This window comes from Embleya australiensis (assembly GCF_051903075.1).
GTDB lineage: Bacteria > Actinomycetota > Actinomycetes > Streptomycetales > Streptomycetaceae > Embleya.
In genome coordinates this window covers 3,415,427-3,438,425 of record NZ_CP182422.1, presented here as the reverse complement: position 1 = coordinate 3,438,425, position 22,999 = coordinate 3,415,427, and the positions used below count along the sequence as shown (strand labels likewise).

The following is a 22,999-nucleotide window of genomic DNA, read 5'->3' as shown; positions in this document are numbered from 1 at the left end:
CCCAGGGGAGGCAACGTACCCGGGTGCCCCTGCCCGCACACCGGGTGTGTCCGCCGTCACGGGCATGCGTGTCCGAGCGCCGGGGTACTGTCCGCCCGTGATTGTGGCCTCCGGTGACTGCCTGAAGCGCAACTCGTGGATCTGCGGGAAGTACTTCGACGAGTACTCCGGGGAGATCACCACGGCGTTGCGCGAACACATCTATCTGACCGTCGTCTCGGTGGCGATCGGCGTGCTCGTCGCGTTCCCGATGGCCCTCGCGGCCCGGCGGTGGCGCCCGGCGGGCAGCGTGCTGCTCGGCTCCACCACGATCCTGTACACGATCCCCTCGCTGGCGATGTTCGCGATTTTGCAGCCGTTCACCGGGTTGACCGAGACCACTGTGATCATCGGTCTGGTGCTGTACTCGCTGACCATCCTGGTCCGGAACATGCTGGCCGGTCTGCGGGCGGTGCCGCCCGATGTGGTCGAGGCGGCGAAGGGGATGGGCTACGGGCCGGGGCGACTGCTCTTCCAGGTCGAACTGCCGCTCGCGCTGCCCGCGATCATGGCGGGCGTGCGGGTCGCCACGGTCTCCACCGTCGCGCTCACCACGGTCGGCGCGATCGTCGGCTCGGGCGGTCTCGGCAATCTCATCTACTCGGGCATCGACACGCTGTTCAGGGCGCAGGTGCTCACCGCGTCGGTGTTGTGTGTGGCGCTGGCGATCGTGGCGGATCTGCTGTTGCTGGGCGTACAGCGGTTGTTGACGCCGTGGGAGCGGGCGGGCGGCCGCACGCGGCGGTTGCCGCTCGTGTCCGCGCCGACCGCCGAGGTCGACACACGAGCGGGGGCGGCGGCGTGACCGTACTGGGAGACGCCTGGGACTGGTTGGCCGACGGCGCGAACTGGAGCGGCGAGAGCGGGGTGTGGAACCGGCTCACGGAGCATGTCCTGCTGACCGTGGTGTGCGTGCTGATCTCGGTCGCCATCGCGTTGCCGATCGCGCTGTGGCTGGGTCATCTGGGCCGGGGCGGCGCGCTCGCGATCAACATCTCCAACATCGGCCGGGCCATCCCCACGTTCGCGGTGCTGGTGCTGCTCGGGCTCAGTCCGATCGGCATGGGCGACACCGCGACGATCATCGCGCTGGTGCTGTTCGCGATCCCGCCGGTGCTCACCAACGCCTACGTCGGCATGCGCGGAGTGGACCGGGACGTGGTCGAGGCGTCGCGCGGCATGGGCATGACCGGCGGGCAGATGTTGCTGCGCGTCGAGCTCCCGCTCGCGCTTCCGTTGATCATGACGGGAATTCGTACGTGTGCCGTTCAGGTTGTTGCCACGGCAACACTCGCGGCACTGGTCGCGGGGGGCGGTCTCGGGCGCATCGTCACGGCCGGTTTCGACCTGCAGGACAACGGCCAAGTAGTCGCGGGGGCCTTCCTCGTGGCCGCGTTGGCTCTGGTGGTGGAGGGCCTGTTCGCGCTCGTGCAGCGGTTCACGGCCCGGACACCGCGTGGCGGTGTGACCTCGTGAGAACGGAAAGGGCGGTGCATCGCATGCCGAAGCGGCGCGGTGGAACGGGTATGACGGTCGGTGTGGCGGCGGGACTCTCGCTGGTCTTCCTGGTGGGCGCGACGGGGTGTTCGTCCTCGGACGACGACAAGACGACGGTCGGTTCGGCCGGCTTCACCGAGTCCGAGATCCTGGCGCAGATGTACAAACAGCTGCTCGACAAGGGCGGGGTGAAGGCGAGCATCAAGACGGTGAAGAACCGTGAGCTCTACGAACCCGAGCTGGAGAAGGGCAAGATCGCGGTCGTGCCGGAATACGCGGCGACCATGGCGGAATTCCTGAACCGCAAGAAGAACGGCCCCGACGCGGCTCCGGTCGCCTCGCCCGATGTGACGGCCACCGTCGCCGCGTTGAACACGCTCGCGGGTCCGGCCGGGCTCAAGAGCGGCGAACCTTCGCAGGCGGTGGACCAGAACGCGTTCGCGGTGACCAAGGACTTCGCCGCGAAGTACAACCTCAAGACGCTGTCGGACCTCGGCAGGGCCGGCGTCGACGTGAAGATCGCGGCGGGCGAGGAGTGCAAGACGCGGCCGTTCTGCGCACCGGGCCTGGAGAAGACGTACGGCATCAAGGTCTCCGGCGTGGACCCGCTCGGCGTCGGTACCACCGCCGCCAAGCAGGCGGTCAAGAACGGCAGCGACCAGCTGGTCCTGACCACCTCCACCGACGCCACCCTGGACCAGTTCGGCCTCGTCGTGCTCACCGACGACAAGAAGCTGCAGAATGCCGACAACGTGCTTCCGGTGGTCAACTCGGGCAAGGCGGACAAGATCCTGCCGCTGGTGAACAAGCTTGCCCCGGTGCTCACCACCGAGGACCTGACCGCGCTGAACAAGCAGGTCGACGAGGACCGCAAGAAGCCGGCCGATGTGGCGAAGGCATACCTGAAGTCGAAGAACCTGATCTGATTTTTCGGTAAAACCTCGCCACCGGCAAATACCCCGACGCCGACCGGAGTTGCATATGGCCGGTCGGCGTTCGGGGCCGTCCCGAGCGGAGTTGCGGGTGGCGAGGGCGGAAAACGACACGCGCGGACGACAGCCCCCGCACCGAGCCGAACACCGTGTGCGCGCTAACGTCTCCATATGCCCCGTGGACGCCATCGCTCGGTCTCGACCGCCACACGCATATCCCTGCTTGCCGCCATATGCGCACCGGCGCTGGTCGCCGTCGTGCTGGCGGTCGTCGCGGGGGGTGCGAACACCCTTCGAATCGCCGTGCTGCTCGGTGTGTCGTCCGCCGTCGGCGCGGTCGCGTGGGTGGTTCGCGGGAGCACCGCGCACCAGCGGCGCCTGGCCGAGGAGAGCATCGCGCGGCGTCGCGAGCGCGAGCGCATGGCCGGGGAACTGCGGCTGGCCGTCGAGCGGGCCGAGGAACACGGGCTCGTTCTGGACGTGGCCGCCGAGCATCTGACCTCGCGTCCGCAGCAGTTGACCCCCGATCTGTTCGCGCGGGCCTCGGCCGTGCTCGATCTGCTGGACCGCCGCGGTGGTGGGGCCCGGCCCACGGCGCCGTCCATCGTGCCGGCCGTGCGGCGGCCTCCGGTGTCCTCGCCGGACCTGGTTCGGGCCTACGCCGCCTCGGTGTTCGGCCCGGGTGCGCGGTCGGGCGCACGGCCTCCGGTCGCGCCGGCGGCCGCGGTCGCGGCGGCTGCGAACGAGGCGGTGCGGGGCGACGAGCGGCGCGTCGCGCCCGCGGCGGGCGTGCGGGCGATGCCGGAGGCGGGTGCCGCGCCTCGGGCGGCCGGTACGCCCCGGGCGGGCTCAGCGTCCGAATCCGCGGCTGCGACCGCGCCCGGGTCGACGGCCGCGTCGACGCCGGCGTCCGGGACCGCCCGTGCGACTGCGTCCGAGTCTGTGCCTGCGACTGCGTCGACGCCAGGGTTCGGGAGCGCACGCGCGGCCGGGCCCGCGACCGAGCCCGAAGCCGTGCCTGTGACCGCGTCGACGCCCGCGTTCGGGGCCGCGCGCGTGGCTGAGAGCGCGCCCGAGTCCGATGCCGTGCCGGCGTCGACGCCCGGGTTCGGGAAGGCGGGTGTGCCTGTGGCGGCGGTTGATGCCGAGTCCGGGCCCGAGGCTGCGGCAATGCCTGTGGCCGGGACCGTACGTGGGTCCGAGGTTGCGTCCGAGCCCGTGCCGGCCGTTGTGGCCGCGCATCCTGCGGCGCCGATCGCGCCGCCCACCGAACTCACCCGGTACACCGAGGCCGTTCGCGTCGCCGAACAGCAGCCCGCCGGCGCCGGGACCACGCCAGAGGCGGCTGCGCCCGTCGCGGAACCGCGTGCCGCCGAGGCGCCGGCCGATGTCCCGGTCACCGAGGATCCCGCGGATGTACCCGCCGCGACCGAAGCCGCAGCGCACGCGCCTGGCGTCGGGAGCCCCGCGAGCGTGCCTGTCGCCGCCGAGACCGCCGAGGTGACCCGGATGGTGCGGGACAAGGTGCTCGAGGTGACCCGTCGGGTGGCCGGCGCCGGTGCGTCCGGTCGGTTCGACTTCTTCGCTCCGCGTGCGCCCCTGGCCGAGCCGGAGGCCACCGGCTTCCTCACCGACGAACTGTTCGGCTCCGACGCGCGCTACGACGCGCTCATCGCCGGCCGCCCGCACGTGGACCCGGTCGAGCTGGCCGACGTCCCGTCCGAGACCGACGACATCGAGGCCGACCGGATCGCCGACCCGGTGCACGCCGAGGCCGAGGCCCCGGCCGCACAGCCCGCGCCGGTACACCGCGGCCAGGGTGTGCGCTTCGCCCCCACCGAGCCCGGCGGGACCCCCACCGGAGCCACGCAGCGCAAGCCGCTCCCGGTGGACCTCACCGCGCACGACGACACCGAGGAAATCCCCCGCATCGACATCCGCAAGCACGCCTGAGGCCCCGTAGGCGGACCCCGACGGGTCCGCCTACTTGTCGATGTCGCCGACGACGAAGAACAGCGAGCCCAGGATCGCCACCATGTCCGCGATCAGGCAGCCCGGCAGCACCTCGCCGAGCACCTGCACGTTGTTGTACGACGCCGAGCGCAGCTTGAGCCGCCACGGGGTCTTCTCGCCCCGGGACACCAGGTAGTAGCCGTTCAGGCCGAGCGGGTTCTCGGTCCACGCGTACGTATGACCCTCGGGCGCCTTGAGCACCTTCGGCAGCCGCAGGTTCACCGGCCCCTGCGGGAGGCCGTCGAGCCGGTCGCAACACGCGTCGGCGAGGTCCAGGCTCACGTGCACCTGCTCCAGCAGGCATTCGAAGCGGGCCAGGCAGTCGCCCTCTTCGCGGGTGACCACGCGTAGTACGTCGGTCAGCTCGCCGTAGGCCAGGTACGGCTCGTCCCGGCGCAGGTCGAAGTCGACCCCCGAGGCGCGCGCGATCGGCCCGCTGACCCCGTACGCCGCCACGACGGCCGGCGTCAGGACGCCCACCCCCCGGGTGCGGGCGCGGAAGATCTCGTTGTCGGAGACCAGGTCGTCGAGCCGGGCCAGCCGGGTGCGCACCGTCGCCACCGCGTGCCGCACCCGCCCGGTCCAGCCCGCCGGCAGGTCCTCCTTGAGGCCGCCGACCCGGTTGAACATGAAGTGCATACGGCCGCCGGAGATCTCCTCCATCACCGCCTGGATCTCCTCGCGCTCGCGGAACGCGTGGAAGATCGGAGTGATCGCGCCCAGCTCCAGCGGATACGAGCCGAGGAACATCAGGTGGTTGAGCACCCGGTTCAGCTCGGCGAGCAGGGTTCGCGCCCACACCGCGCGCTGCGGCACCTCCATGCCCAGCATGCGTTCCACCGCGAGCACCACGCCCAGCTCGTTCGCGAACGCGCTCAACCAGTCGTGCCGGTTGGCGAGCATCACGATCTGCCGGTAGTCGCGGACCTCGAACAACTTCTCCGCGCCCCGGTGCATGTAGCCGACGATCGGCTCGGCGGAGACGATCCGCTCGCCGTCGAGCACGAGTCGCAACCTCAACACGCCGTGCGTGGAGGGGTGCTGGGGCCCGATGTTGAGCACCATGTCGGTCGTGTCGAGCTGGTCGGCGCCGATACCCACGCCCACGGTCCTGGCGGTCATGGACCCTGAGTCTGCCAGTAGTCACGGCCTCCTTCGCACCCTTGTGTGCCCACCTGGGAAGGTTGCCCCTATGAAACCGGCCGACGACGCCCTGGCACCCCCCGACCTCGACTGGCGTTCCGTTTCGGAACAGCTGTACCGGATGCGTCGGGCGCTGCTGTTCGGCGTGTGCATCCTGTTCGCGATACTCGGCGGCGGCCTGCTCGGGTGGCTGGTCGTGTGGTGGGCGGGCGCGGTGTTCGTGGTGGGCGTGGCCGGCTTCGGGGCCTGGGCGCTTCCGCTGGTCCGGCGCAACCAGCGCTCGTGGCGCTACGCGGAGCGGGCCGACGACCTCCTGATCGAACACGGCGTGCTGCTGCGCAGGCTCGTGGTGGTGCCGTACGGGCGGATGCAGTTCGTGGACGTCGCGGCGGGTCCGCTGGAGCGGCACTTCGGGATCGCCACGGTGACCCTGCACACCGCGTCGGCCTCCTCCGACGCACGGGTGCGCGGCCTGCCGCCCGCCGAGGCCGCGCGGTTGCGCGACCGGCTCGCGGCGCTGGGCGAAGCCCGATCGGCGGGGCTGTGACCGGCGACGAGCGACCGGTGGAGCCGTCGGTCGAGCAGCCGGGCGAGCGGTCGGGCGATCGCTCGGGTGTGCCGACGGTCGAGCCGCGTCGGCTGCACCCGCTGACCCCGCCCGCGCGCGGCTGGGTGGTCATCGCGGCCTGCCTCGGCGTGGTCGTGCACAACGTCAACTCCGGCTGGGCGACCCCGAGTCGGCTGATCATCGGGCTCGGCGTGCTGGTGCCGCTCGCGCTCGCCTACGGCTATCTGTCGTGGTGGTTCACCACGTTCCGGATCGAGGGCGACGACCTGCGGATCGATTCCGGGATGGTGTTCCGCCGGACCCGGCACGTGCGTCTGTCCCGGCTCCAGGCGGTCGACGTGGTGCGTCCGCTGGCGGCCCGGCTGTTCGGGCTGGCGGAGTTGCAGTTGCAGGTGGCGGGCGGGGACAAGGCCGAGGCGAGTCTGTCCTATCTGGGCGAGGCCGACGCGCAGCGATTGCGGGCCGAACTGCTCGCGCGCGCCGCCGGGGTGCGGCCGGACGCGGGGGAGGCGCCCGAGCAGCCGCTGGTGGCGGTGCCGCTGTCGGCGGTGGTCGGCTCGGTACTGCTGTCGGTGGGTACGTGGGCTGCGTTGGCGCCGAGTGTGGCGATCCTGATCTTGGCCTTCGTGCTGCACGAACTCGCCTTCGTGTTCGGCACGTTGCCGTTGTTCCTGGCCGCGTGGCAGTTCACCGCGGGCCGGGTGATCCGCAACTTCGACTTCACCGTGGCGCGCTCGCCGGACGGGTTGCGGCTGCGGCACGGGCTGCTGGAACAGCGGCATCAGACGGTGCCGCCCGGTCGGGTCCAGGCGGTGCGGATCGTGCAGCCGTGGTTGTGGCGGTTGCCCGGCTGGGTCCGGGTCGAGATCAACGTGGCCGGCTACGGCGGCAAGGATACGGACGCCAAGGAGACGATCCTGCTGCCGGTGGCGCCGCGCGCGGTCGCCCACGGGCTGCTCGGCCAGATCCTGCCGGGTGTGGACATCGACGCGATCGAGCTGATCCCGGCTCCGCGCCGGGCCCGTTGGCACGACCCGGTGGGCTGGTCGGCCTACGCGTACGGTGCGGACGGCGAGGTGTTCGTCGCGCGCAGCGGGCGCTTCCACCGGATCCTCGACGTGATCCCGCACGCGAAGGTGCAGAGCGTACGACGCACCCAGGGGCCGTGGGAGCGCCGATTGGGCCTGGCCACGGTGCACCTCGACTCGACCCCGGGCCCGGTACACGTGCGGGCGGCCCGACGGGACGCGGTGGAGGCGGACACGATCGTCGCGGAACAGGCCGAACGCTCGCGTACCGGGCGTCGTGGAGCGGGCACGGAACGCTGGATCCAGGGGGCATCTGACAGCTCGTCAGGTTCCGCCTCTTCCCTCGGCGAGGGCGCCGGTTAATATCTGACGCATCGTCATATTCGCAGGGAGGCAGCGATGAGTCAGGTCGAGTCGAAGGGTGGGGCCCCGCTCGCGGGGGTTCGCATCATCGAATGTTCGATGCTGGGACCGGCCGCGATCACCTCGTCGCTGGTGGATCTCGGCGCCGAGGTGATCAAGATCGAGCCGCCGCAGGGGGACTACATCCGCGACATGACGTGGCCGATCGTGGAGGGCACCTCGCTGATGCACCTCCACGTCAACCGCGGCAAGAAGTCGCTGGTGCTGGACCTGCGCAAGCCGGAGGCGATCGAGACCTTCAAGGCCCTGGTCAAGGACGCCGACGCGGTGATCGAGGCGATGCGGCCGGGCGGGTTGGCGCGCCGCGGGATCGGCTTCGAGGACCTGCGGAAGATCAACCCGAGGATCGTCTTCTGCACGATCTCCGGCTACGGCGCCACCGGACCGTACCGGGACATGCCCAGCCACGGTGTGGCCTACGACACCTGGGCCGGGGTGGTGAAGCCCGCGATCGACGAGGACGGCTTCCCGTATCTGCCGGAGCACGCCTCGATCGGCATCCACGCCGGTCCGATGTTCGGCGCGCTCGGCGTGCTCGCGGGCATCATCCGGGCCCGGGCCACCGGCGAGGGAAGTGTGATCGACATCGCCCAGTCGGACGCCGCCGCGTCGATGGACTGGCTGCGCAGCGAGACCTGGAAGGCGTATGAGCGGCCCGAGTCCGAGGTGACGGGGAACAAGTCGGACGGCTACGCCCGGCGGGCGCCCGGCACCGGTGGCATGGAGAAGGGTGTCCGGTACCAGATCTACGCGACGAAGGACGACCGGCACGTGCTGTTCATGGCGTCCGAGCAGTCGTTGTGGAAGAACTTCTGCGAGGCGGTGGACCGGGCCGACCTGTTCGAGCGCTGGCCCGGCTCGAAGTACGCGGACCACGCGGTCGGCAACGTCGAACTGCGGGGCATTTTGCGGGACATCTTCGCCACGCGGACGGCGCGCGAGTGGATCGAGTTCGGCAACGAGGCGAACACGCCGATCGCGCCGGTGAACACGCCGCAGACGATCGCCGAGGACCCGCAGTTCCGGCACCGGTTCCCGTGGATCGGCCGGGATCGGCTCGGCTGCGAGCAGTTGCCGTCGCCGATCAAGTTCGTCGGCGAGACGCTTCCCGTGCCGGAGCGGGCGCCGACGGTGGGCGAACACAGCGCGGCCGTCCTCGCGGACCTGCTCGGGTACGACGAGGCCAAGATCGCCGAACTCCGCGCAGCGGGCGCACTCGGCACGAGCTGACCCCCACGGCGCGGGGCCGCGCCCACGCGCGGCGCGCGCGTTGGGCGTGCGTTGGGCGCGGGCCGGGCCGGGGTGGGCCGGGGTGGGCCGGGGTGGGCTTGTGTGGCCGGGCTCGGCTCATGCGTTGGTTGGGCTGGGGTGGCCTCAAACGCCGGCCGGGCTGGATGGGGCGCGCGTCGTGTGCGGGCCTTGAACGTGGGCCGGGCTGGGGTGGGCTTGTGTGGCCGGGCCCGGCCCATGCGTTGGTTGGGCTGGGGTGGCCTCAAACGCCGGCCGGGCTGGATTGTGTCGGTTGGGTTGGGGTGTCGCCGGTGCCGGTTGGGGTGGGTGGGGCGCGCTTCGTGGTGCGGGCTTTGAACGTGGGCCGGGTCGGGCTTGTGTGGCTGGGTCCGGCTCATGCGTTGGTTGGGCTGGGGTGGCCTCAAACGCCGGCCGGGCTGGATTGTGTCGGTTGGGTTGGGGTGCCGCCCGTGCCGGCCGGGCTGGATTGTGTCGGTTGGGTTGGGGTGTCGCCCGTGTTGCCCGTGCCGGTCGGGTTGGATTGTGTTGGGTGGTGAGGTTGGGCTTGTGGGGCGATGCGGTCTTACGTGCCGTTGCGTTCGGCTCGGCTATACGCGCTGCCCGTTCCGGCCCGGCCTTGCGTGCCGTCCTGGCGCGGACGCTGCTCGTTGCCGCTGTTTGTCCGGTTCGGCGCGGGGTTACCGGGTGGGGGCTGTTTGGGTCAGCCAGTGGAAGTCGCCGAGGCCGCCCCTGGCGGTGAGTTCGCCTGCCTCGCCCGCGTCGCGGAGGGCGGACAGGTATGCGGTGGGGTCGGTGCGGGCGAGTGCGTAGGGGGGGCGTTGGCCGGTTACGCCCAGTGCGCGTAGCGCGTGTCGCTGGGTGGTCAGGACCGTGCCGCCCGCCCCTGCGGCCTCGCCCGCCGCCGCCACCGCGTCCATCGCCACATGGCACGTCACGTCGCACGTGCCGTCCGGCACCGGCGGCACCTGGCGGCCCTGCCGATACCCCGCGAGCGACCCGTACGGCGGCCGCCCCCCGCCCACGTGCCCGTAGTCGATCGCGACCGCGACCCCCCGCTCCAGCCGCCCGACCGCCCGCGCCCACGCCGCGTCCCGGGGCGCGCCGATCTCCGCCCGCTGCCCCGGCCGCGCGTCCCCCAGCGGCCACCACCGCTCCAGCCAGCGCGCGTCCTCGCCGCCGACCGGCGCGCCGAGCCGCTCGTGACCGGTGCGCACGTCCACCTCGACCACCCGCACCACCCCGCGCGCGTCCACCTCGACCACGTCGACGGGGATGTTGTCCAACCACTCGTTGGCGACCAGCAGCACATTCCGGCCGGCCGGGATCTCCGGCCCCCACCCGATCGACGGCGGCAACACGTCGGGGCGGTCCGCGACGTCGACGCCGACCGACTCCAGATGCGGCGCGATCCGGCACAGCGCGATCAACAACTCGCCGCGCCCCGCGCCCACGTCCACCACGGTGTCCAGGCCCGAGGCCGCCGCGAGGTCCGCCAGCGCCCGGGCGAACAGCGGGGAGGCGTGTACCGAGGTGCGGAAATGCCCGGCCGGCCCCTCGGCCCGGCGGTAGAAGCCCTCTGCTCCGTACAGCGCCCGACGGGTGGCTTCCTGCCAGGTCAGCCATCGTTCCATCGCACCCGACGGTACCGGCCCGCCGATGCCGCCGTGCGATCGAGGTCGGGTCCGTGGCGATCCGTCCGGAGTGTGGGCGAACGTGTGTGCCCGTCTACCCTGCCTGTGTGCATCACCTGTACGCCTGGCTCCGTGGGCGCCCCCTGCTCGTCGACGGGGCGTGGGCGCTGCTGCTGCTCATGTTCGGCGGGTTCGAGGTGATCATCGATCAACCCGGCCCGCCCGACGTGCCGCACCTGGTCGCCCTCGGCGCGATGTCGCTGGTGCTGCTGATCCGCCGGCGCAATCCCACCCTCGCGCTGGTGGCCACCCTCGTGATCGGGATCTTCCAGCTCTTCGACGACGTGGCGCCGGGCCTGGAGGCATTGGCGATGCCCGCGATCGCCTACAGCGCCGCCGCGTACAGCCCTCGCTGGGTCTCGCGCACGGCGCTGGTCGCCGGCGTGCTCGCGCCGATCGCGGCGGTGCTGCGCTGGTGGGACAACCCGGACGTCGGCGCCACCGGGGTGATCTTCTTTACGCTGCTGCTGATGGGCCCGTTCGTGATCGGCTGGGTGCTGGGCGACTCGATGCGCACCCGGCGGGCCTACTACGTCGAGCTGGAGGACCGGGCCGACCGGCTGGAGCGCGAGCGGGACCAGCAGGCGCAGATCGCGGCGGCCGGCGAACGGGCCCGGATCGCGCGCGAGCTGCACGACGTGGTGGCGCACAACGTGTCGGTGATGGTCGTCCAGGCCGACGGCGCCGCCTACGCGCTCGACAACGCGCCCGAGCTGACCCGCGAGGCGCTGGGCACGATCTCCTCGACCGGACGCGAGGCGCTGGCCGAAATGCGTCGCCTGCTCGGCGTGCTGCGCTCGCAGACCGAGACCGAAACCTACGTCCCGCAACCGGGCGTCGAACAGCTGGAGGACCTCCTCGACCGGGTCCGCAGCGCCGGCCTCCCGGTCGACCTGACCGTGCAGGGCGTGCCGGTCGAGCTGTCCCAGGGCGTGGCGCTGACCGTGTACCGGATCGTCCAGGAGGCCCTGACCAACACCCGCAAACACGGCGGCCCGAACGTCAAGGCGCTGGTGCGGCTGCGCTACCTGGGCGACGACGTCGAGCTGGACGTCGGCGACGACGGGCGCGGCGCGGCGGCGCCGGGCGACGGGATGGGGCACGGCCTGGTCGGCATGGGCGAGCGGGTCGCGATGTTCGGCGGCCGACTGGAGACCGGGCCCGCGCCCGGCGGCGGTTGGCAGGTGCGCGCGCTGCTGCCGGTACGACCCGCGGACGGTGCCTGAGCCGATCCGGCCGGCCTCCGGAGCGAGACGCACCGGGCGCGGGGTGCGACTTGTGGCGGAGGGATGATTCGGTAAGTCGGTGGACGCGCGCCGGACGGGGCCCACGTAGCGTCGAAGTGTGCAACGAATCTACGCGTGGCTGCGAGCACACCCCCTGTGGGTCGACTCGGTATGCACGATTCCGGTCTTCGGCCTCGGTGTGCTTCAGGTCCTCTCCGACGGGTCGAGCTCGAACGCCCCCACCTGGTGGTGGCTGCTCCTGACCACGCTGCTCAGCCTGGGCATGATGCTGCACCGGGTGCGCCCGTTCACCGCCACCGCGCTGGTCGTGGTCGGCGGGCTGATGCAGCTGGTCTGGGACAACACGATCACCGCCGCCAACTACGCGATGCTCGTGTCGTTGTACACCGCCGCCAAATCGGGCCCGCGCTGGCTCTCCCGGGCCGGCCTGGCGATGACCCTGATCGGTCCCGCCGTACTGCTCGCCCGGTTCCCCTCCTCGGCCGAATCCTCGTTCAAGGCCAACCTCTTCGGCCTGACGTTCACCGTGGTCCTGCTCGCCATCGCGTGGGTGCTGGGCGATTCGATGCGCACCCGGCGGGCGTTCTACGCCGAGCTGGAGGAGCGGGCCACCCGGCTCGAGTTCGAGCGCGACCAGCAGGCGCAGATCGCCGCCGCGGCCGAGCGGGCCCGGATCGCCCGCGAGTTGCACGACGTGGTGGCGCACAACGTGTCGGTGATGGTGGTGCAGGCCGACGGCGCGGCGTACGCGATCGACGCGGCGCCGGATCGGGCCCGCGAGGCGCTGGGCACGATCGCGGCGACCGGGCGCGAGGCGCTGGCCGAGATGCGCCGCCTCCTGGGCGTGCTGCGCTCGCAGAGCGAGGCCGAGGCGTACGTGCCGCAGCCCGGCGTCGAGCAACTCGACGAACTGGTCGAGCAGGTGCGCACCACCGGCCTGAACGTGGAGCTCACGGTCGCGGGCGTGCCGGTCGAATTGCCGCAGAGCGTGGCGCTGACCGCGTACCGGATCGTCCAGGAGGCGCTGACCAACACCCGCAAGCACGGCGGCCCCGACGTCACCGCGAAGGTCGGTGTCGGCTACGGGGAGGCCGGCCTGGAGATGGAGATCAGCGACGACGGGCGGGGCGCGGCGGCGCCGGGCGACGGGATGGGGCACGGCCTGGTCGGCATGCGCGAGCGGGTCGCGATGCTGGGCGGCCGGTTGCGGACCGGCCCCACCGTCGGCGGCGGGTGGTCGGTCAGTGCGATGCTGCCCTACGCCGGCCGGTCCGATTCCGCGTCCGTCGCCGCAGGCCCGTCCCGAACGACTCTTCAAGGAGCCCAGTGAGCATCAAGGTGATGCTGGTAGACGACCAGGAATTGTTGCGGACCGGCTTCACCATGGTGTTGCAGGCGCAGCCGGACATGAGCGTGGTGGCCGAGGCCGGCGACGGCGTCGAGGCGCTCGACAAGCTGCGGCACGTGGACGTCGACGTGGTCCTGATGGACGTGCGGATGCCGCGCATGGACGGCGTCGAGGCGTGCCGACGGATCTGCGCGGACGGCGGGGAGAACGCCCTGGTACTGCCCGAGGGCCGGGTGCGGCCCAAGGTGCTCATGCTGACCACCTTCGACCTCGACGAGTACGCGTTCGCCGCGCTCAAGGCCGGGGCGAGCGGCTTCCTGCTCAAGGACGTGCCGCCGCCGGAGCTGCTGTCCGGGATCCGGGCGGTGGCCTCGGGCGACGCGGTGGTGGCGCCGAGCACGACCAAGCGCCTGCTCGACCGGTTCGCGCCGATCCTGCCCAGCGACCACGAGCCCCGCCCGGACGTGGTGGACGCGCTGACCGAGCGCGAGTTGGAGGTGATGATGCTGGTCGCCCAGGGCCTGTCCAACGCGGAGATCGCACAGCGGCTGTTCCTGTCCGAGGCCACCATCAAGACGCACGTCGGTCGGATCCTGATGAAGCTCGGGCTGCGCGACCGGGTCCAGGTCGTGGTGCTGGCGTACGAGACCGGCCTGGTCAAGGCCCGCGGCAGGTAGCGTCCCGGGCACGCGGGCCGACCGCCCGGCCCGCGCGCCCGGTCGGCCCGGTCGGGTCGTCTCGGTCAGTCGGTGTAGAAGCCGCCGTCCGGGTGCAACATCTCGCCGGTGAAGTAGGACGACTGGTCGCTCGCCAGGAACAGCGCCGCGTTGGCCACCTCGCGCGCGGTGCCCATCCGGCCCAGCGGCACGCTGCCGAGCAGCCGCTGCTCCAGCTCCGGCACGCCGCGCAGGACCGCGGTCATGTTGGTCTCGATGAAACCCGGGCCGATCGCGTTGACCCGGATCCCGGCCGGGCCGAGTGCGAGGGCGGCCTGCTTGGTCAGCATCCACACGCCCGCCTTGGACACCGCGTAGCCCGGCCCGCCGGTCTCGGGATGGCGCGCGGCGATCGAGGCGACGGTGATGATCGAGCCGCGCCGGCCCTGGGCGACCATCCAGCGGGCGGCGGCCTGGACCGCGAGGAGCGTGCCGGTCAGGTTCACGTCCAACACCCGCTGCCACTCGGCGAGCGGGCTGTCGGTGAACCGCCTGATCGGGTCCGACTCGACCGGGGCGGCCCGCCGGCGCCGGCCCCCGACGTGGTCGGCCGTGGTGATGCCCGCCGCGGTGACCAGCACGTCGATCGCGCCGAACGTGTCGATCGCGTGCTGCATCACCGTCCCGGTGTCGGTCGGACTGCTCGGGTCGGTGTGCATGTAGGTGGCCCGTCGGCCGCGCTTCTCGACCGCCTCGATGGTGTCCATCGCGGCCTCGTCGCGCACGTCCGCGACCACGATGTCGGCGCCCTCCTCGGCGAAGCGCTCACAACACGCTCGGCCGATCCCGTCGGCGCCGCCGGTGACCACGGCGACCCGTCCGTCGAGCTGTCCCATCTGCGCTCCCCATCCCTGTACCCGTCCCCTGTGCCCGTCGCCGCACGTGTCCCCGCGCGTACGCGTGCGATCGATGGTGTTGCCCATCCTGCGCGGCCCTCGAAACTCGGCGCCGTTCGAGGCATGCTGTTACACCGTTACAGACATGCTGTCGCGCCGCCGCGGACGCGGCGCCCGTCCCGGGGGACCCGCCATGACCAAGGAGATCGCATGACCACCAGCGCACCCGGCCGCCCCGCAGTCCACCTCGGCGCCGACGACCTGCCGTTCGTCGACATCGGTGGCGGCAACAAGCTCAAGGTGTTGTGCGTCAAGGAGGAGGAGGGCCTGTGGATCGTGGAGAACGTCTTCCAGCCCGGCTTCGCGGTGGAGACGCACCGGCACACCGGACCCGTGTACGGCTACACCACCTCGGGCGCGTGGAAGTACGCCGAGTACGACTACGTCAACCGGGCCGGCTCGTTCCTGTACGAGCCCGCCGGTTCGGTGCACACGCTCACCTGCGTGGAGCCGGACACCCGGGTCTGGTTCCAGATGTACGGCGCCAACCTCAACCTGGACGCGGACGGGAACATCACCTCGGTGACCGACGGTCCCGGCACGCTGCGGGCCTACCGCGCGCTGTGCGAGGCGCAGGGTTTCGGTCGGCCGAACGTGCTGGTGGGTTGAGGATGTCCGCGAGCCGAGGTTGCGAGGGGGCACGATGACCGCCACCGCCGAGCGGGCCGAACCGGACCTGTACCGCCCCGAGCGGTACGTGGACGGCCCGCCGCACGCGCTGTTCGCCGAGTTGCGCCGGACCCGGCCGGTGTACTGGCAGGACATCCCGGGACAGCCGGGCTACTGGGCGGTGCTGCGGCACGCCGACGTCGAGTACGTCTCGCAGCACCCCGAGATCTTCTCCGCCGAGGCCGGTGGGATCCTCGTCGAGGACCTCGAACCGGACCGCCTGGAGGCGCTGCGCGGCACGCTGCTCTCGATGGACCCGCCGCGGCACCGGGCCTACCGCAAGCCGCTGGTCAAGTCCTTTACCGCGCGGGTCGTCGGCGGCATGGAGGACCGGATCCGGGCCATCTGCCGGGAGATCCTGACCCGGGTGGGCGGCGGCGAGGTCGAGTTCGTGCACGACGTCACCTCCGGGCTGCCCACCCAGGTGATCGGCGAGCTGATGGGCCTGCCGGCCGCGGACTGGGACCACATCCACGCGCTCGCCGAACGCAACACGGCGGGCGAGGGCGGCACGGCGGCGATCGAGATGGCCCGCTACGCGATGGGCTTCGCGGCGCGGCGCCGGATCGAGGAACCGCGTGCGGACATCACGTCGCTGATCCTTGAGTCCGAGTTCGACGGCCGGATGATGACCGACCTCGACTTCGGCCGGTTCTTCGTGCAGTTGGTGACCGCGGGCAACGACACCACCAAGACGATGCTCTCCGCCGGGCTGGACGCGCTGCTCGCCCACCCCGACCAGCTCGCCGCGCTGCGCGCGGATCGGGCGCTGGTGCCGGGCGCGGTGGAGGAGATCCTGCGCTGGGCCAACCCGCTGCACTACTTCCGCCGCACCGCCACCCGGGACACCGAACTGCGCGGTGTGCGGATCCGGGCGGGCGAGAAGGTGGCGATGTACTACACCTCGGCCAACCGCGACGAGGACGTCTTCGCCGACCCGCAACGCTTCGACATCACCCGCAGGCCCAACCCGCACCTGTCCTTCGGTTTCGCCGAGCACTTCTGCCTGGGCGTGCACATCGCCCGACTGGAGGGCCGGGTGTTCTTCGAGGAGCTGCTCGCGGCGCATCCCGTGATCGAGCGGACCGGCGAGCCCGAGCGGTTGTGCTCCAACCTCAACAACGCGCTCACCCGGCTTCCGGTGCGGCTGGGGTAGCGAACGACGACCGAGGGTGACCCCGGGCGGGCCATGCCCGTCCGGGGTCTCGGCATGCGCTTTTTCCGGTTTCCCGAAGCGTGACAGGCATGCGACACCGGTCGAAAGGGGACACATAGACGATCGACTCGGGGAAGGCGAAGAGGGCCGAATCCTCGTACCTGGTCCGCACTGGCTCGTACTCGGTTTCATCGGCACTGGTCTCCGGGAGGCTTCCCATGGGCAGCCGTCAACTGGTCATACGCGCGGGACGCCGCTGTGCGCTCGCGGTCGCCGCGGTCGGGATCGTCGCGGCGGCCGGGGCCCTGGACGCCGGCCCGGCTCCCGCTCCGTCACCCGAGCGCAGTAGCGCCGTCGCGTCGGTGGAATCCGCGCCCCGAGGCGACGGAGCGAGCCCGTCCGCCTACTCGCTGCAGACCCAGGGCGGTCCGCGCAGCGTGCGGGTCGCTCGGGTGGTTACCGGCACGATGCTGCTGACCGGCCTCGTGCTCACCGCGCTCGGCGCGATCGGCATGCGCGGACCGGAGCTGATCCGCCGCAAGGTCGCCCTGCGGGCCTCCTACGTGGCCGGCGCCTCCCGCTACCGGTGGCCGGCGCCGAGTCGGCGGCCGGCCCACCCGCCGACCATCCCGGGGACCGGTCCGCCCGGCGCGTGAGTACCCTGATCGGGCCAGTACTCGTCCGGTACCCGCCGCGGACTGGAACGGAAGGCTCGCTCGCGTGAACAACGACATCACCGCACGCCCGTACCCGCACGGCCGCTCGCCCGACCCCGCCGACCGCCCCGCGCGGCTGCGCGTGGGCGTGGTGGGCACCGGCCGCGTCGGCCCGACCCTCGCCGCCGCCCTCGCCCTCGCCGGGCACTCGGTGGTGGCCGCCTCCGGCGTCTCCGAGGCATCCCGGCGCCGCGCCGAGGAACTGCTCCCGGGTGTCCCGCTGGTCACCCCGCAGGAGGTCATCGCGGCCTCCGACCTGACCCTGCTGACCGTGCCCGACGACGCGCTGGAAGCCCTGGTGCACGGCCTGGCCGAGACCGGGGCGATCAAGGCCGGCCAACTCCTGGTGCACGCCTCCGGGCGCTACGGCGTCGCCATCCTGGAGCCGGCCACTCGCGCCGGCGCGCTGCCGCTCGCGCTGCACCCGGTGATGACCTTCACCGGCAGCACCGTCGACCTGGAACGGCTGGCCGGCTGCTCCTTCGGCGTCACCTCGCCCGAGGTGCTGCGACCGGTCGCCGAGGCGCTGGTGGTGGAGATGGGTGGCGAGCCCGAGTGGATCGAGGAGCAGGACCGCGCGCTCTACCACGTGGCCCTGGCCAACGGCGCGAACCACCTGGTCACCCTGGTCGCGCAGTCGATCGAACTGCTCGGCGCGGCCGGCGTGCGGGCCCCGGGCCGGATGCTCGGGCCGCTGCTCGGCGCCGCCCTGGACAACGCGCTGCGCGCCGGCGACCACGCGCTCACCGGTCCGGTCGCGCGCGGCGACGCGGGCACGGTGGCCGCGCACGTGGCCGAGCTGCGTCGGGTCTCGCCCGAGGCGCTGGCCGCCTACGTGGCGATGGCCCGACTGACCGCGGACCGCGCGCTCAACGCCGGGCTGCTCAAGGCCGAGGCGGCCGAGGCGCTGCTCGGTGTACTGGCCGAGGGAGGCCGACCGTGACCGATGTGCGACTGGCCCGGACCGCGGCCGAACTCGCCGAGGACACCCGCCCGCACGGGCTGCGCGCGGTGGTGATGACGATGGGCGCGCTGCACGAGGGGCACGCCGCGCTGATCCACGCCGCGCGCGCGTTCGTCGGCCCGGCCGGACACGTGGTGGTCACCGTGTTCGTCAACCCGCTCCAGTTCGGCGCGGGGGAGGACCTGGACCGCTACCCGCGCACCCTGGACGCCGACCTGGCGGTGAGCGCGCGGGCGGGCGCCGACGTGGTGTTCGCGCCCTCGGTGGACGAGGTGTACCCGGGCGGCGAGCCGCAGGTGCGGATCACCGCCGGACCCACCGGCTCGGTCCTCGAAGGCGCCTCCCGCCCCGGCCACTTCGACGGCATGCTCACGGTGGTGGCCAAGCTGCTGCACCTGACCGACCCGAAGGTCGCCTTCTTCGGCGAGAAGGACGCCCAGCAACTGGCGCTGATCCGGCGGATGGTGCGCGATCTGAACTTCCCCGTCGAGATCGTGGGCGTGCCCACCGTCCGCGAACCCGACGGGTTGGCCCGGTCCAGCCGCAACCGCTATCTCTCCGCGTCCGAGCGGGAGATCGCGCTCTCCCTCGGGCGCGCGCTCGACGCGGGCGCCGGGCGCGCCGCCGACGGCGCGGCGGCGGTGCGGGCCGCGGCCGAGGGGGTGCTGCGGGCCGTACTCGAGCCCGACTACGTGGAGTTGGTCGATCCCGACGACTTCACCCCGGTGGCCGCGGACCACGCGGGCCCGGCGATCCTGGCGCTGGCGGCCCGCGTCGGCACCACCCGCCTCATCGACAACGCCCGCCTGACGATCACGGGAGTCCCCCGGTCATGATGCGCACGATGTTCAAGTCCAAGATCCACCGCGCGACGATCACGCAGGCGGACCTCCACTACGTCGGATCCATCACCATCGACGAGGATCTGCTCGAAGCCGCCGACATCCTGCCCGGCGAACTGGTGCACGTGGTCGACATCGACAACGGCGCCCGCCTGGAGACGTACACGATCGCGGGCCCGCGCGGCACCGGCGTGATCGGCATCAACGGCGCCGCGGCACGGCTGGTGCACACCGGCGACCTGGTGATCATCATCGCGTACGCGCAGGTCACCGACGCCGAGGCGCGGGCGATGAAGCCGCGCGTGGTGTTCGTCGACGCGGCCAACACGATCACCGGCACCGGGCACGACCCGGCCGAGGCGCTGCCCGGCGGGGAGACCGTGCGCGGCGACCGCGTGGCCCCCGTCCGGACCGCGTCATGAACGCGCCCGCACAACCCATGCGCCTGGCCGCGCCCGATCCCGGCTGGACCGTACGGGCCGACGTCATCGTGGTCGGCTCCGGCGTGGCCGGCCTGACCGTCGCGCTGCGGGCCCGGCGGGCCGGGCGGGTGTTGTTGGTGACCAAGGGCCGGCTCGACGAGGGCTCCACCCGCTGGGCGCAGGGCGGGATCGCGGCCGCGCTCGACGAGGGCGACAGCCCCGAACAGCACCTGCGCGACACGCTCGTGGCCGGCGCCGGGCTGTGCCTGGAGGAAGCGGTCCGGGTGCTGGTCACCGAGGGCCCCGACGCGGTGCGCCGTCTGATCGACACCGGCGCCGAGTTCGACCGGGGCCCCGACGGCGACGTGCTGCTCACCCGCGAGGGCGGCCACCTGCGCAACCGCATCGTGCACGCGGGCGGCGACGCGACGGGGGCGGAGATATCGCGCGCGCTGGTCGCCGCGGTGCACGCCCTGCCCGACATCGAGGTGATCGAGAACGCGCTCGTGCTCGACCTGTTGAAGGACGAGAGCGGGCGGGCCGCCGGGGTCACGCTGCACGTGATGAACGAGGGCGCGCGCGACGGGGTCGGCGCCGCGGTGGGTCGGGCCGTCGTGCTCGCCACCGGCGGCATGGGCCAGGTGTTCTCGTCCACCACCAACCCCTCGGTGTCCACCGGTGACGGGGTCGCGCTCGCGCTGCGCGCCGGGGCCGAGGTCACCGACCTGGAGTTCGTGCAATTCCACCCGACGGTGTTGTGGTTGGGTCCGGACGCCGAGGGACAGCAGCCGCTGGTCTCCGAGGCGGTCCGCGGCGAGGGCGCACACCTCGTGGACGCGGCGGGGGTGCGGTTCATGACCGATCGACACCCGCTCGGCGAACTCGCCCCGCGCGACATCGTGGCCAAGGGCATCATGCGTCGGATGGCCGAGACCGGTGCCGAGCACATGTACCTGGACGGCCGGCACTTCGGCGCGCAGATGTGGAAGCACCGCTTCCCGACCATCCTGGCCGCGTGCCTGGCGCACGGGATCGACCCGGTGACCGAGCCGATCCCGGTCGCTCCCGCCGCGCACCACGCGAGTGGCGGGGTCCGGACCGACCTGCACGGCCGTACGAGCGTGCCGGGGTTGTACGCCTGCGGGGAGGTGGCCTGCACCGGCGTGCACGGCGCCAACCGGCTCGCCTCCAACTCGCTCCTGGAGGGCCTGGTCTTCGCCGAGCGCATCGCCGCCGACCTGGCCCGCGAGCTGCCGCCGTTCGCCGAGCCGGTCGCCCCGAGCGCACCCGCCGGGCTGCTGGGCGAGGTGCGCCTGCCGCTGCAACGCGCGATGACCTCGGGCGCCGGGGTGTTGCGCAACGCGGCCGGGCTGGCCGCGACCGAGGCCGCGCTGACCGGCCTCGCGGCGCGTGCCGGCGACGATCCGTGCACGTCGACGTGGGAGACCACCAACCTGCACCTGGTCGCGAGCGCGCTCACTCGTGCCGCGCGGCTGCGCGAGGAGACGCGCGGCTGCCACTGGCGCGAGGACCACCCCGACCCCGACGACACGGCATGGCGCGGCAATCTGGTCACGACGCTGCGCGATGGCGAGCTGCGGGTCGCCTATCAGGCCCACGAACCGAAGGAGTCCACCGCGTGAGCACCGACCAGCTGTCCGCCGATCTCACCGCTCGCCTGGCCCAGGCCGGGCTCGACCCGCTCGCCGTCACCGCGCTCGTGGCCGCCGCCGTCGCGGAGGACCTGGCCGGCGGCGTGGACGTCACCTCGGTGGCCACCATCCCGGAAACCGCGCGCGGGCACGCCGACTTCACCGCCCGCGCCGCGGGCGTGGTCGCGGGCCTGCCGGTCGCCGAGGCGGTCCTCCAACTCGTCTGCGGCGCCGACCTGGTGGTCACCCGGCACGTCCGGGACGGCGACGTGGTGGCGCCCGGCACGGTGCTGTTCGGTGCCGAGACGGGCACCCGCGCGCTGCTCACCGCGGAGCGGGTGGCGCTGAACCTGCTCTCCCGGCTGTCCGGGGTGGCCACCGCCACCCGCGCGTGGGTGGACGCGGTCGACGGCACCGGCGCCGCGGTCCGGGACACCCGCAAGACCACGCCGGGTCTGCGTGCGCTGGAGAAGTACGCGGTGCGTTGCGGCGGCGGGGTCAACCACCGCATGTCGCTGTCCGACGCGGCGATGGTCAAGGACAACCACGTCGTCGCCGCGGGTGGGGTCGCGGAGGCGTTCAAGGCCGTGCGCGCGGCGTTCCCGGACCTTCCCGTCGAGGTCGAGGTGGACCACCTCGACCAGATCCCGCCGGTTCTGGACGCGGGTGCCGACCTGATCCTCCTGGACAACATGAGCACCCGACAGATGCGCGAGGCGGTGGCCCTGGTCGCGGGCCGGGCCCGGCTCGAGGCCAGTGGCGGGCTCACCCTGGAGACCGCCCGCGAGGTCGCCGAGACCGGTGTGGACTACCTCTCGGTCGGCGCGCTGACCCACTCCGCCCCGATCCTGGACATCGGTGTGGACCTGCGCGCCTGAGCGACCGGTACCGTTCACCGGATCAACCGTCCCCGCTCATCCCGCCCTTCCGAAGCCGCGCTCCGTCCCCCACGGCCCGAGCCAGAACACCAAGGACGCCCACGATGTTGCTCACCATCGACGTCGGTAACTCGCATACCGTGCTCGGCCTGTTCGACGGTGACGAGATCGTCGAGCACTGGCGCATCTCGACCGAGGCCCGGCGGACCGCCGACGAACTCGCGGTCGTCCTCGCGGGCCTGCTCGGCCAGCATCCGCTGATCGGTGCCGAGGGCATCGACGGCATCGCGATCTGCTCCACCGTGCCGTCCGTGCTGCACGAGATGCGGGACATGGTGCGGCGCTACTACGGCGACATCCCCACGGTCGTGGTCGAACCCGGGGTCAAGACCGGCGTGCCGGTCCTGATGGACAACCCCAAGGAGGTCGGCACCGACCGGATCATCAACGCGCTCGCGGCGGTCAAGCTGTACGGCGGCCCGTGCGTGGTGGTCGACTTCGGCACCGCGACCACGTTCGACGCGGTCAGCACCAAGGGCGAGTACGTCGGCGGCGCGATCGCCCCCGGCATCGAGATCTCGGTGGACGCGCTGGGCGCCCGCGGCGCGCAGTTGCGCAAGATCGAGCTGATGCGCCCGCGCAGCGTGATCGGCAAGAGCACGGTCGAGGCGATGCAGGCCGGCATCCTGTACGGCTTCGCCGGCCAGGTGGACGGTGTGGTCAAGCGCATGGCGGCCGAGCTGTCCCCGGACGATCCGGACGCGGTCACGGTGGTGGCCACCGGCGGGCTGGCCACGCTGGTCCTGGGCGAGGCGTCGGTGATCGACGTGCACGAGCCGTGGTTGACCCTGATCGGGCTGCGGATGGTGTACGAGCGCAACGCGGCGGTCTGAGCGCGGCCCGGGCCC

The 22,999-nt window shown here is 72.3% G+C and carries 22 protein-coding genes; 19 read left to right on the top strand and 3 right to left on the bottom strand.

Annotation, left to right across the window (positions count from 1 at the left end; all coding sequences use genetic code 11):
* The first annotated feature begins 103 nt into the window (after positions 1-103).
* The 4 genes from ACMXN5_RS14580 (at position 104) to ACMXN5_RS14565 (ending at position 4,421) form a co-directional block, all read left to right on the top strand.
* Positions 104-844 (top strand): ABC transporter permease, encoded by a 741-nt coding sequence (locus ACMXN5_RS14580; protein WP_439678009.1) that lies wholly within the window; start codon positions 104-106, stop codon positions 842-844.
* Positions 841-1,515 carry an ABC transporter permease gene (locus ACMXN5_RS14575; protein WP_379999013.1) on the top strand — a complete coding sequence of 225 codons (675 nt, stop codon included), beginning with the start codon at positions 841-843 and terminating at the stop codon, positions 1,513-1,515. Before ACMXN5_RS14580 ends, ACMXN5_RS14575 begins: the two co-directional genes overlap by 4 nt.
* 50 nt (positions 1,516-1,565) lie before the next feature.
* Complete coding sequence (locus tag ACMXN5_RS14570; protein WP_439675617.1) at positions 1,566-2,462, top strand: ABC transporter substrate-binding protein; 897 nt, start codon at positions 1,566-1,568, stop codon at positions 2,460-2,462.
* Between the two features lie 177 nt (positions 2,463-2,639).
* On the top strand, positions 2,640-4,421 hold the full coding sequence (locus tag ACMXN5_RS14565; RefSeq protein ID WP_439675616.1) for a hypothetical protein: 1,782 nt from the start codon (positions 2,640-2,642) through the stop codon (positions 4,419-4,421).
* 30 nt (positions 4,422-4,451) lie between these two features.
* Here ACMXN5_RS14565 and ACMXN5_RS14560 read toward each other — a convergent pair whose 3' ends face one another.
* Positions 4,452-5,603, bottom strand: coding sequence for an NADH-quinone oxidoreductase subunit D (locus ACMXN5_RS14560; RefSeq protein WP_379999021.1), 1,152 nt, complete (start codon positions 5,601-5,603; stop codon positions 4,452-4,454).
* Positions 5,604-5,673: 70 nt separating this feature from the next.
* On the opposite strand from ACMXN5_RS14560, the gene ACMXN5_RS14555 reads away from it, so the two are divergent.
* Genes ACMXN5_RS14555 through ACMXN5_RS14545 form a run of 3 tightly spaced genes read left to right on the top strand, consistent with a single transcriptional unit; the run spans position 5,674 to position 8,873 of the window.
* Positions 5,674-6,171, top strand: coding sequence for a PH domain-containing protein (locus tag ACMXN5_RS14555; protein ID WP_439675615.1), 498 nt, complete (start codon positions 5,674-5,676; stop codon positions 6,169-6,171).
* The gene (locus ACMXN5_RS14550; protein ID WP_439675614.1) at positions 6,168-7,583 is read left to right on the top strand and encodes a PH domain-containing protein; all 1,416 of its coding nucleotides are present in this window, start codon (positions 6,168-6,170) and stop codon (positions 7,581-7,583) included. The genes ACMXN5_RS14555 and ACMXN5_RS14550 overlap by 4 nt, the downstream gene beginning before the upstream one ends.
* A gap of 36 nt (positions 7,584-7,619) precedes the next feature.
* Positions 7,620-8,873: a CaiB/BaiF CoA transferase family protein gene (locus tag ACMXN5_RS14545; RefSeq protein WP_395793801.1), complete on the top strand. Its 1,254-nt coding sequence runs from the start codon at positions 7,620-7,622 to the stop codon at positions 8,871-8,873.
* A 698-nt stretch (positions 8,874-9,571) separates the two neighbouring features.
* Here the strand turns inward: ACMXN5_RS14545 and ACMXN5_RS14540 are convergent.
* Positions 9,572-10,525 (bottom strand): SAM-dependent methyltransferase, encoded by a 954-nt coding sequence (locus ACMXN5_RS14540; RefSeq protein ID WP_439675613.1) that lies wholly within the window; start codon positions 10,523-10,525, stop codon positions 9,572-9,574.
* A gap of 107 nt (positions 10,526-10,632) precedes the next feature.
* Here ACMXN5_RS14540 and ACMXN5_RS14535 point away from each other — a divergent pair, with 107 nt between their 5' ends.
* The 3 genes from ACMXN5_RS14535 (at position 10,633) to ACMXN5_RS14525 (ending at position 13,857) form a co-directional block, all read left to right on the top strand.
* A complete protein-coding gene (locus ACMXN5_RS14535; protein ID WP_439675612.1) occupies positions 10,633-11,811 on the top strand; it encodes a sensor histidine kinase in 1,179 nt (392 codons plus the stop codon).
* 118 nt (positions 11,812-11,929) lie between these two features.
* Positions 11,930-13,162: a sensor histidine kinase gene (locus ACMXN5_RS14530; RefSeq protein ID WP_439675611.1), complete on the top strand. Its 1,233-nt coding sequence runs from the start codon at positions 11,930-11,932 to the stop codon at positions 13,160-13,162.
* Positions 13,159-13,857: a response regulator gene (locus tag ACMXN5_RS14525; RefSeq protein WP_078976573.1), complete on the top strand. Its 699-nt coding sequence runs from the start codon at positions 13,159-13,161 to the stop codon at positions 13,855-13,857. The genes ACMXN5_RS14530 and ACMXN5_RS14525 overlap by 4 nt, the downstream gene beginning before the upstream one ends.
* A 65-nt stretch (positions 13,858-13,922) precedes the next feature.
* Here the strand turns inward: ACMXN5_RS14525 and ACMXN5_RS14520 are convergent, their stop codons facing one another.
* Entirely contained in the window at positions 13,923-14,732 is an 810-nt protein-coding gene (locus tag ACMXN5_RS14520; RefSeq protein WP_160161536.1) for an SDR family NAD(P)-dependent oxidoreductase, read from the bottom strand.
* A gap of 210 nt (positions 14,733-14,942) precedes the next feature.
* Here ACMXN5_RS14520 and ACMXN5_RS14515 point away from each other — a divergent pair, with 210 nt between their 5' ends.
* From ACMXN5_RS14515 to ACMXN5_RS14475, 9 genes are all read left to right on the top strand, one after another.
* Positions 14,943-15,401, top strand: coding sequence for a 2,4'-dihydroxyacetophenone dioxygenase family protein (locus ACMXN5_RS14515; RefSeq protein ID WP_395793811.1), 459 nt, complete (start codon positions 14,943-14,945; stop codon positions 15,399-15,401).
* 34 nt (positions 15,402-15,435) lie between these two features.
* A complete protein-coding gene (locus tag ACMXN5_RS14510; RefSeq protein WP_439675610.1) occupies positions 15,436-16,617 on the top strand; it encodes a cytochrome P450 in 1,182 nt (393 codons plus the stop codon).
* Positions 16,618-16,835: 218 nt separating this feature from the next.
* Entirely contained in the window at positions 16,836-17,273 is a 438-nt protein-coding gene (locus ACMXN5_RS14505; protein ID WP_439675609.1) for a hypothetical protein, read from the top strand.
* 64 nt (positions 17,274-17,337) lie between these two features.
* Positions 17,338-18,276, top strand: coding sequence for a Rossmann-like and DUF2520 domain-containing protein (locus ACMXN5_RS14500; protein WP_379999043.1), 939 nt, complete (start codon positions 17,338-17,340; stop codon positions 18,274-18,276).
* Entirely contained in the window at positions 18,273-19,133 is an 861-nt protein-coding gene (panC, locus tag ACMXN5_RS14495) for a pantoate--beta-alanine ligase (protein ID WP_395793819.1), read from the top strand. Before ACMXN5_RS14500 ends, panC begins: the two co-directional genes overlap by 4 nt.
* A complete protein-coding gene (panD, locus tag ACMXN5_RS14490; protein WP_439675608.1) occupies positions 19,130-19,561 on the top strand; it encodes an aspartate 1-decarboxylase in 432 nt (143 codons plus the stop codon). Before panC ends, panD begins: the two co-directional genes overlap by 4 nt.
* A complete protein-coding gene (locus ACMXN5_RS14485) occupies positions 19,558-21,204 on the top strand; it encodes an L-aspartate oxidase (protein ID WP_439675607.1) in 1,647 nt (548 codons plus the stop codon). The genes panD and ACMXN5_RS14485 overlap by 4 nt, the downstream gene beginning before the upstream one ends.
* Positions 21,201-22,091: a carboxylating nicotinate-nucleotide diphosphorylase gene (nadC, locus tag ACMXN5_RS14480; protein WP_439675606.1), complete on the top strand. Its 891-nt coding sequence runs from the start codon at positions 21,201-21,203 to the stop codon at positions 22,089-22,091. Before ACMXN5_RS14485 ends, nadC begins: the two co-directional genes overlap by 4 nt.
* Before the next feature lie 104 nt (positions 22,092-22,195).
* Positions 22,196-22,984 (top strand): type III pantothenate kinase, encoded by a 789-nt coding sequence (locus ACMXN5_RS14475; protein WP_380033046.1) that lies wholly within the window; start codon positions 22,196-22,198, stop codon positions 22,982-22,984.
* The last annotated feature ends 15 nt before the right edge of the window (positions 22,985-22,999 follow it).

Coding starts and splice junctions, on each gene's coding strand:
- ACMXN5_RS14545 (WP_395793801.1), top strand. CDS start 7,620: ATGAGTCAGGTCGAGTCGAAGGGTGGGGCCCCGCTCGCGGGGGTTCGC.
- ACMXN5_RS14475 (WP_380033046.1), top strand. CDS start 22,196: ATGTTGCTCACCATCGACGTCGGTAACTCGCATACCGTGCTCGGCCTG.
- ACMXN5_RS14515 (WP_395793811.1), top strand. CDS start 14,943: ATGACCACCAGCGCACCCGGCCGCCCCGCAGTCCACCTCGGCGCCGAC.
- ACMXN5_RS14540 (WP_439675613.1), bottom strand. CDS start 10,525: ATGGAACGATGGCTGACCTGGCAGGAAGCCACCCGTCGGGCGCTGTAC.
- ACMXN5_RS14520 (WP_160161536.1), bottom strand. CDS start 14,732: ATGGGACAGCTCGACGGACGGGTCGCCGTGGTCACCGGCGGCGCCGAC.
- ACMXN5_RS14570 (WP_439675617.1), top strand. CDS start 1,566: ATGACGGTCGGTGTGGCGGCGGGACTCTCGCTGGTCTTCCTGGTGGGC.
- ACMXN5_RS14505 (WP_439675609.1), top strand. CDS start 16,836: ATGGGCAGCCGTCAACTGGTCATACGCGCGGGACGCCGCTGTGCGCTC.
- ACMXN5_RS14565 (WP_439675616.1), top strand. CDS start 2,640: ATGCCCCGTGGACGCCATCGCTCGGTCTCGACCGCCACACGCATATCC.
- ACMXN5_RS14510 (WP_439675610.1), top strand. CDS start 15,436: ATGACCGCCACCGCCGAGCGGGCCGAACCGGACCTGTACCGCCCCGAG.
- panD (WP_439675608.1), top strand. CDS start 19,130: ATGATGCGCACGATGTTCAAGTCCAAGATCCACCGCGCGACGATCACG.
- ACMXN5_RS14555 (WP_439675615.1), top strand. CDS start 5,674: ATGAAACCGGCCGACGACGCCCTGGCACCCCCCGACCTCGACTGGCGT.
- ACMXN5_RS14560 (WP_379999021.1), bottom strand. CDS start 5,603: ATGACCGCCAGGACCGTGGGCGTGGGTATCGGCGCCGACCAGCTCGAC.
- ACMXN5_RS14485 (WP_439675607.1), top strand. CDS start 19,558: ATGAACGCGCCCGCACAACCCATGCGCCTGGCCGCGCCCGATCCCGGC.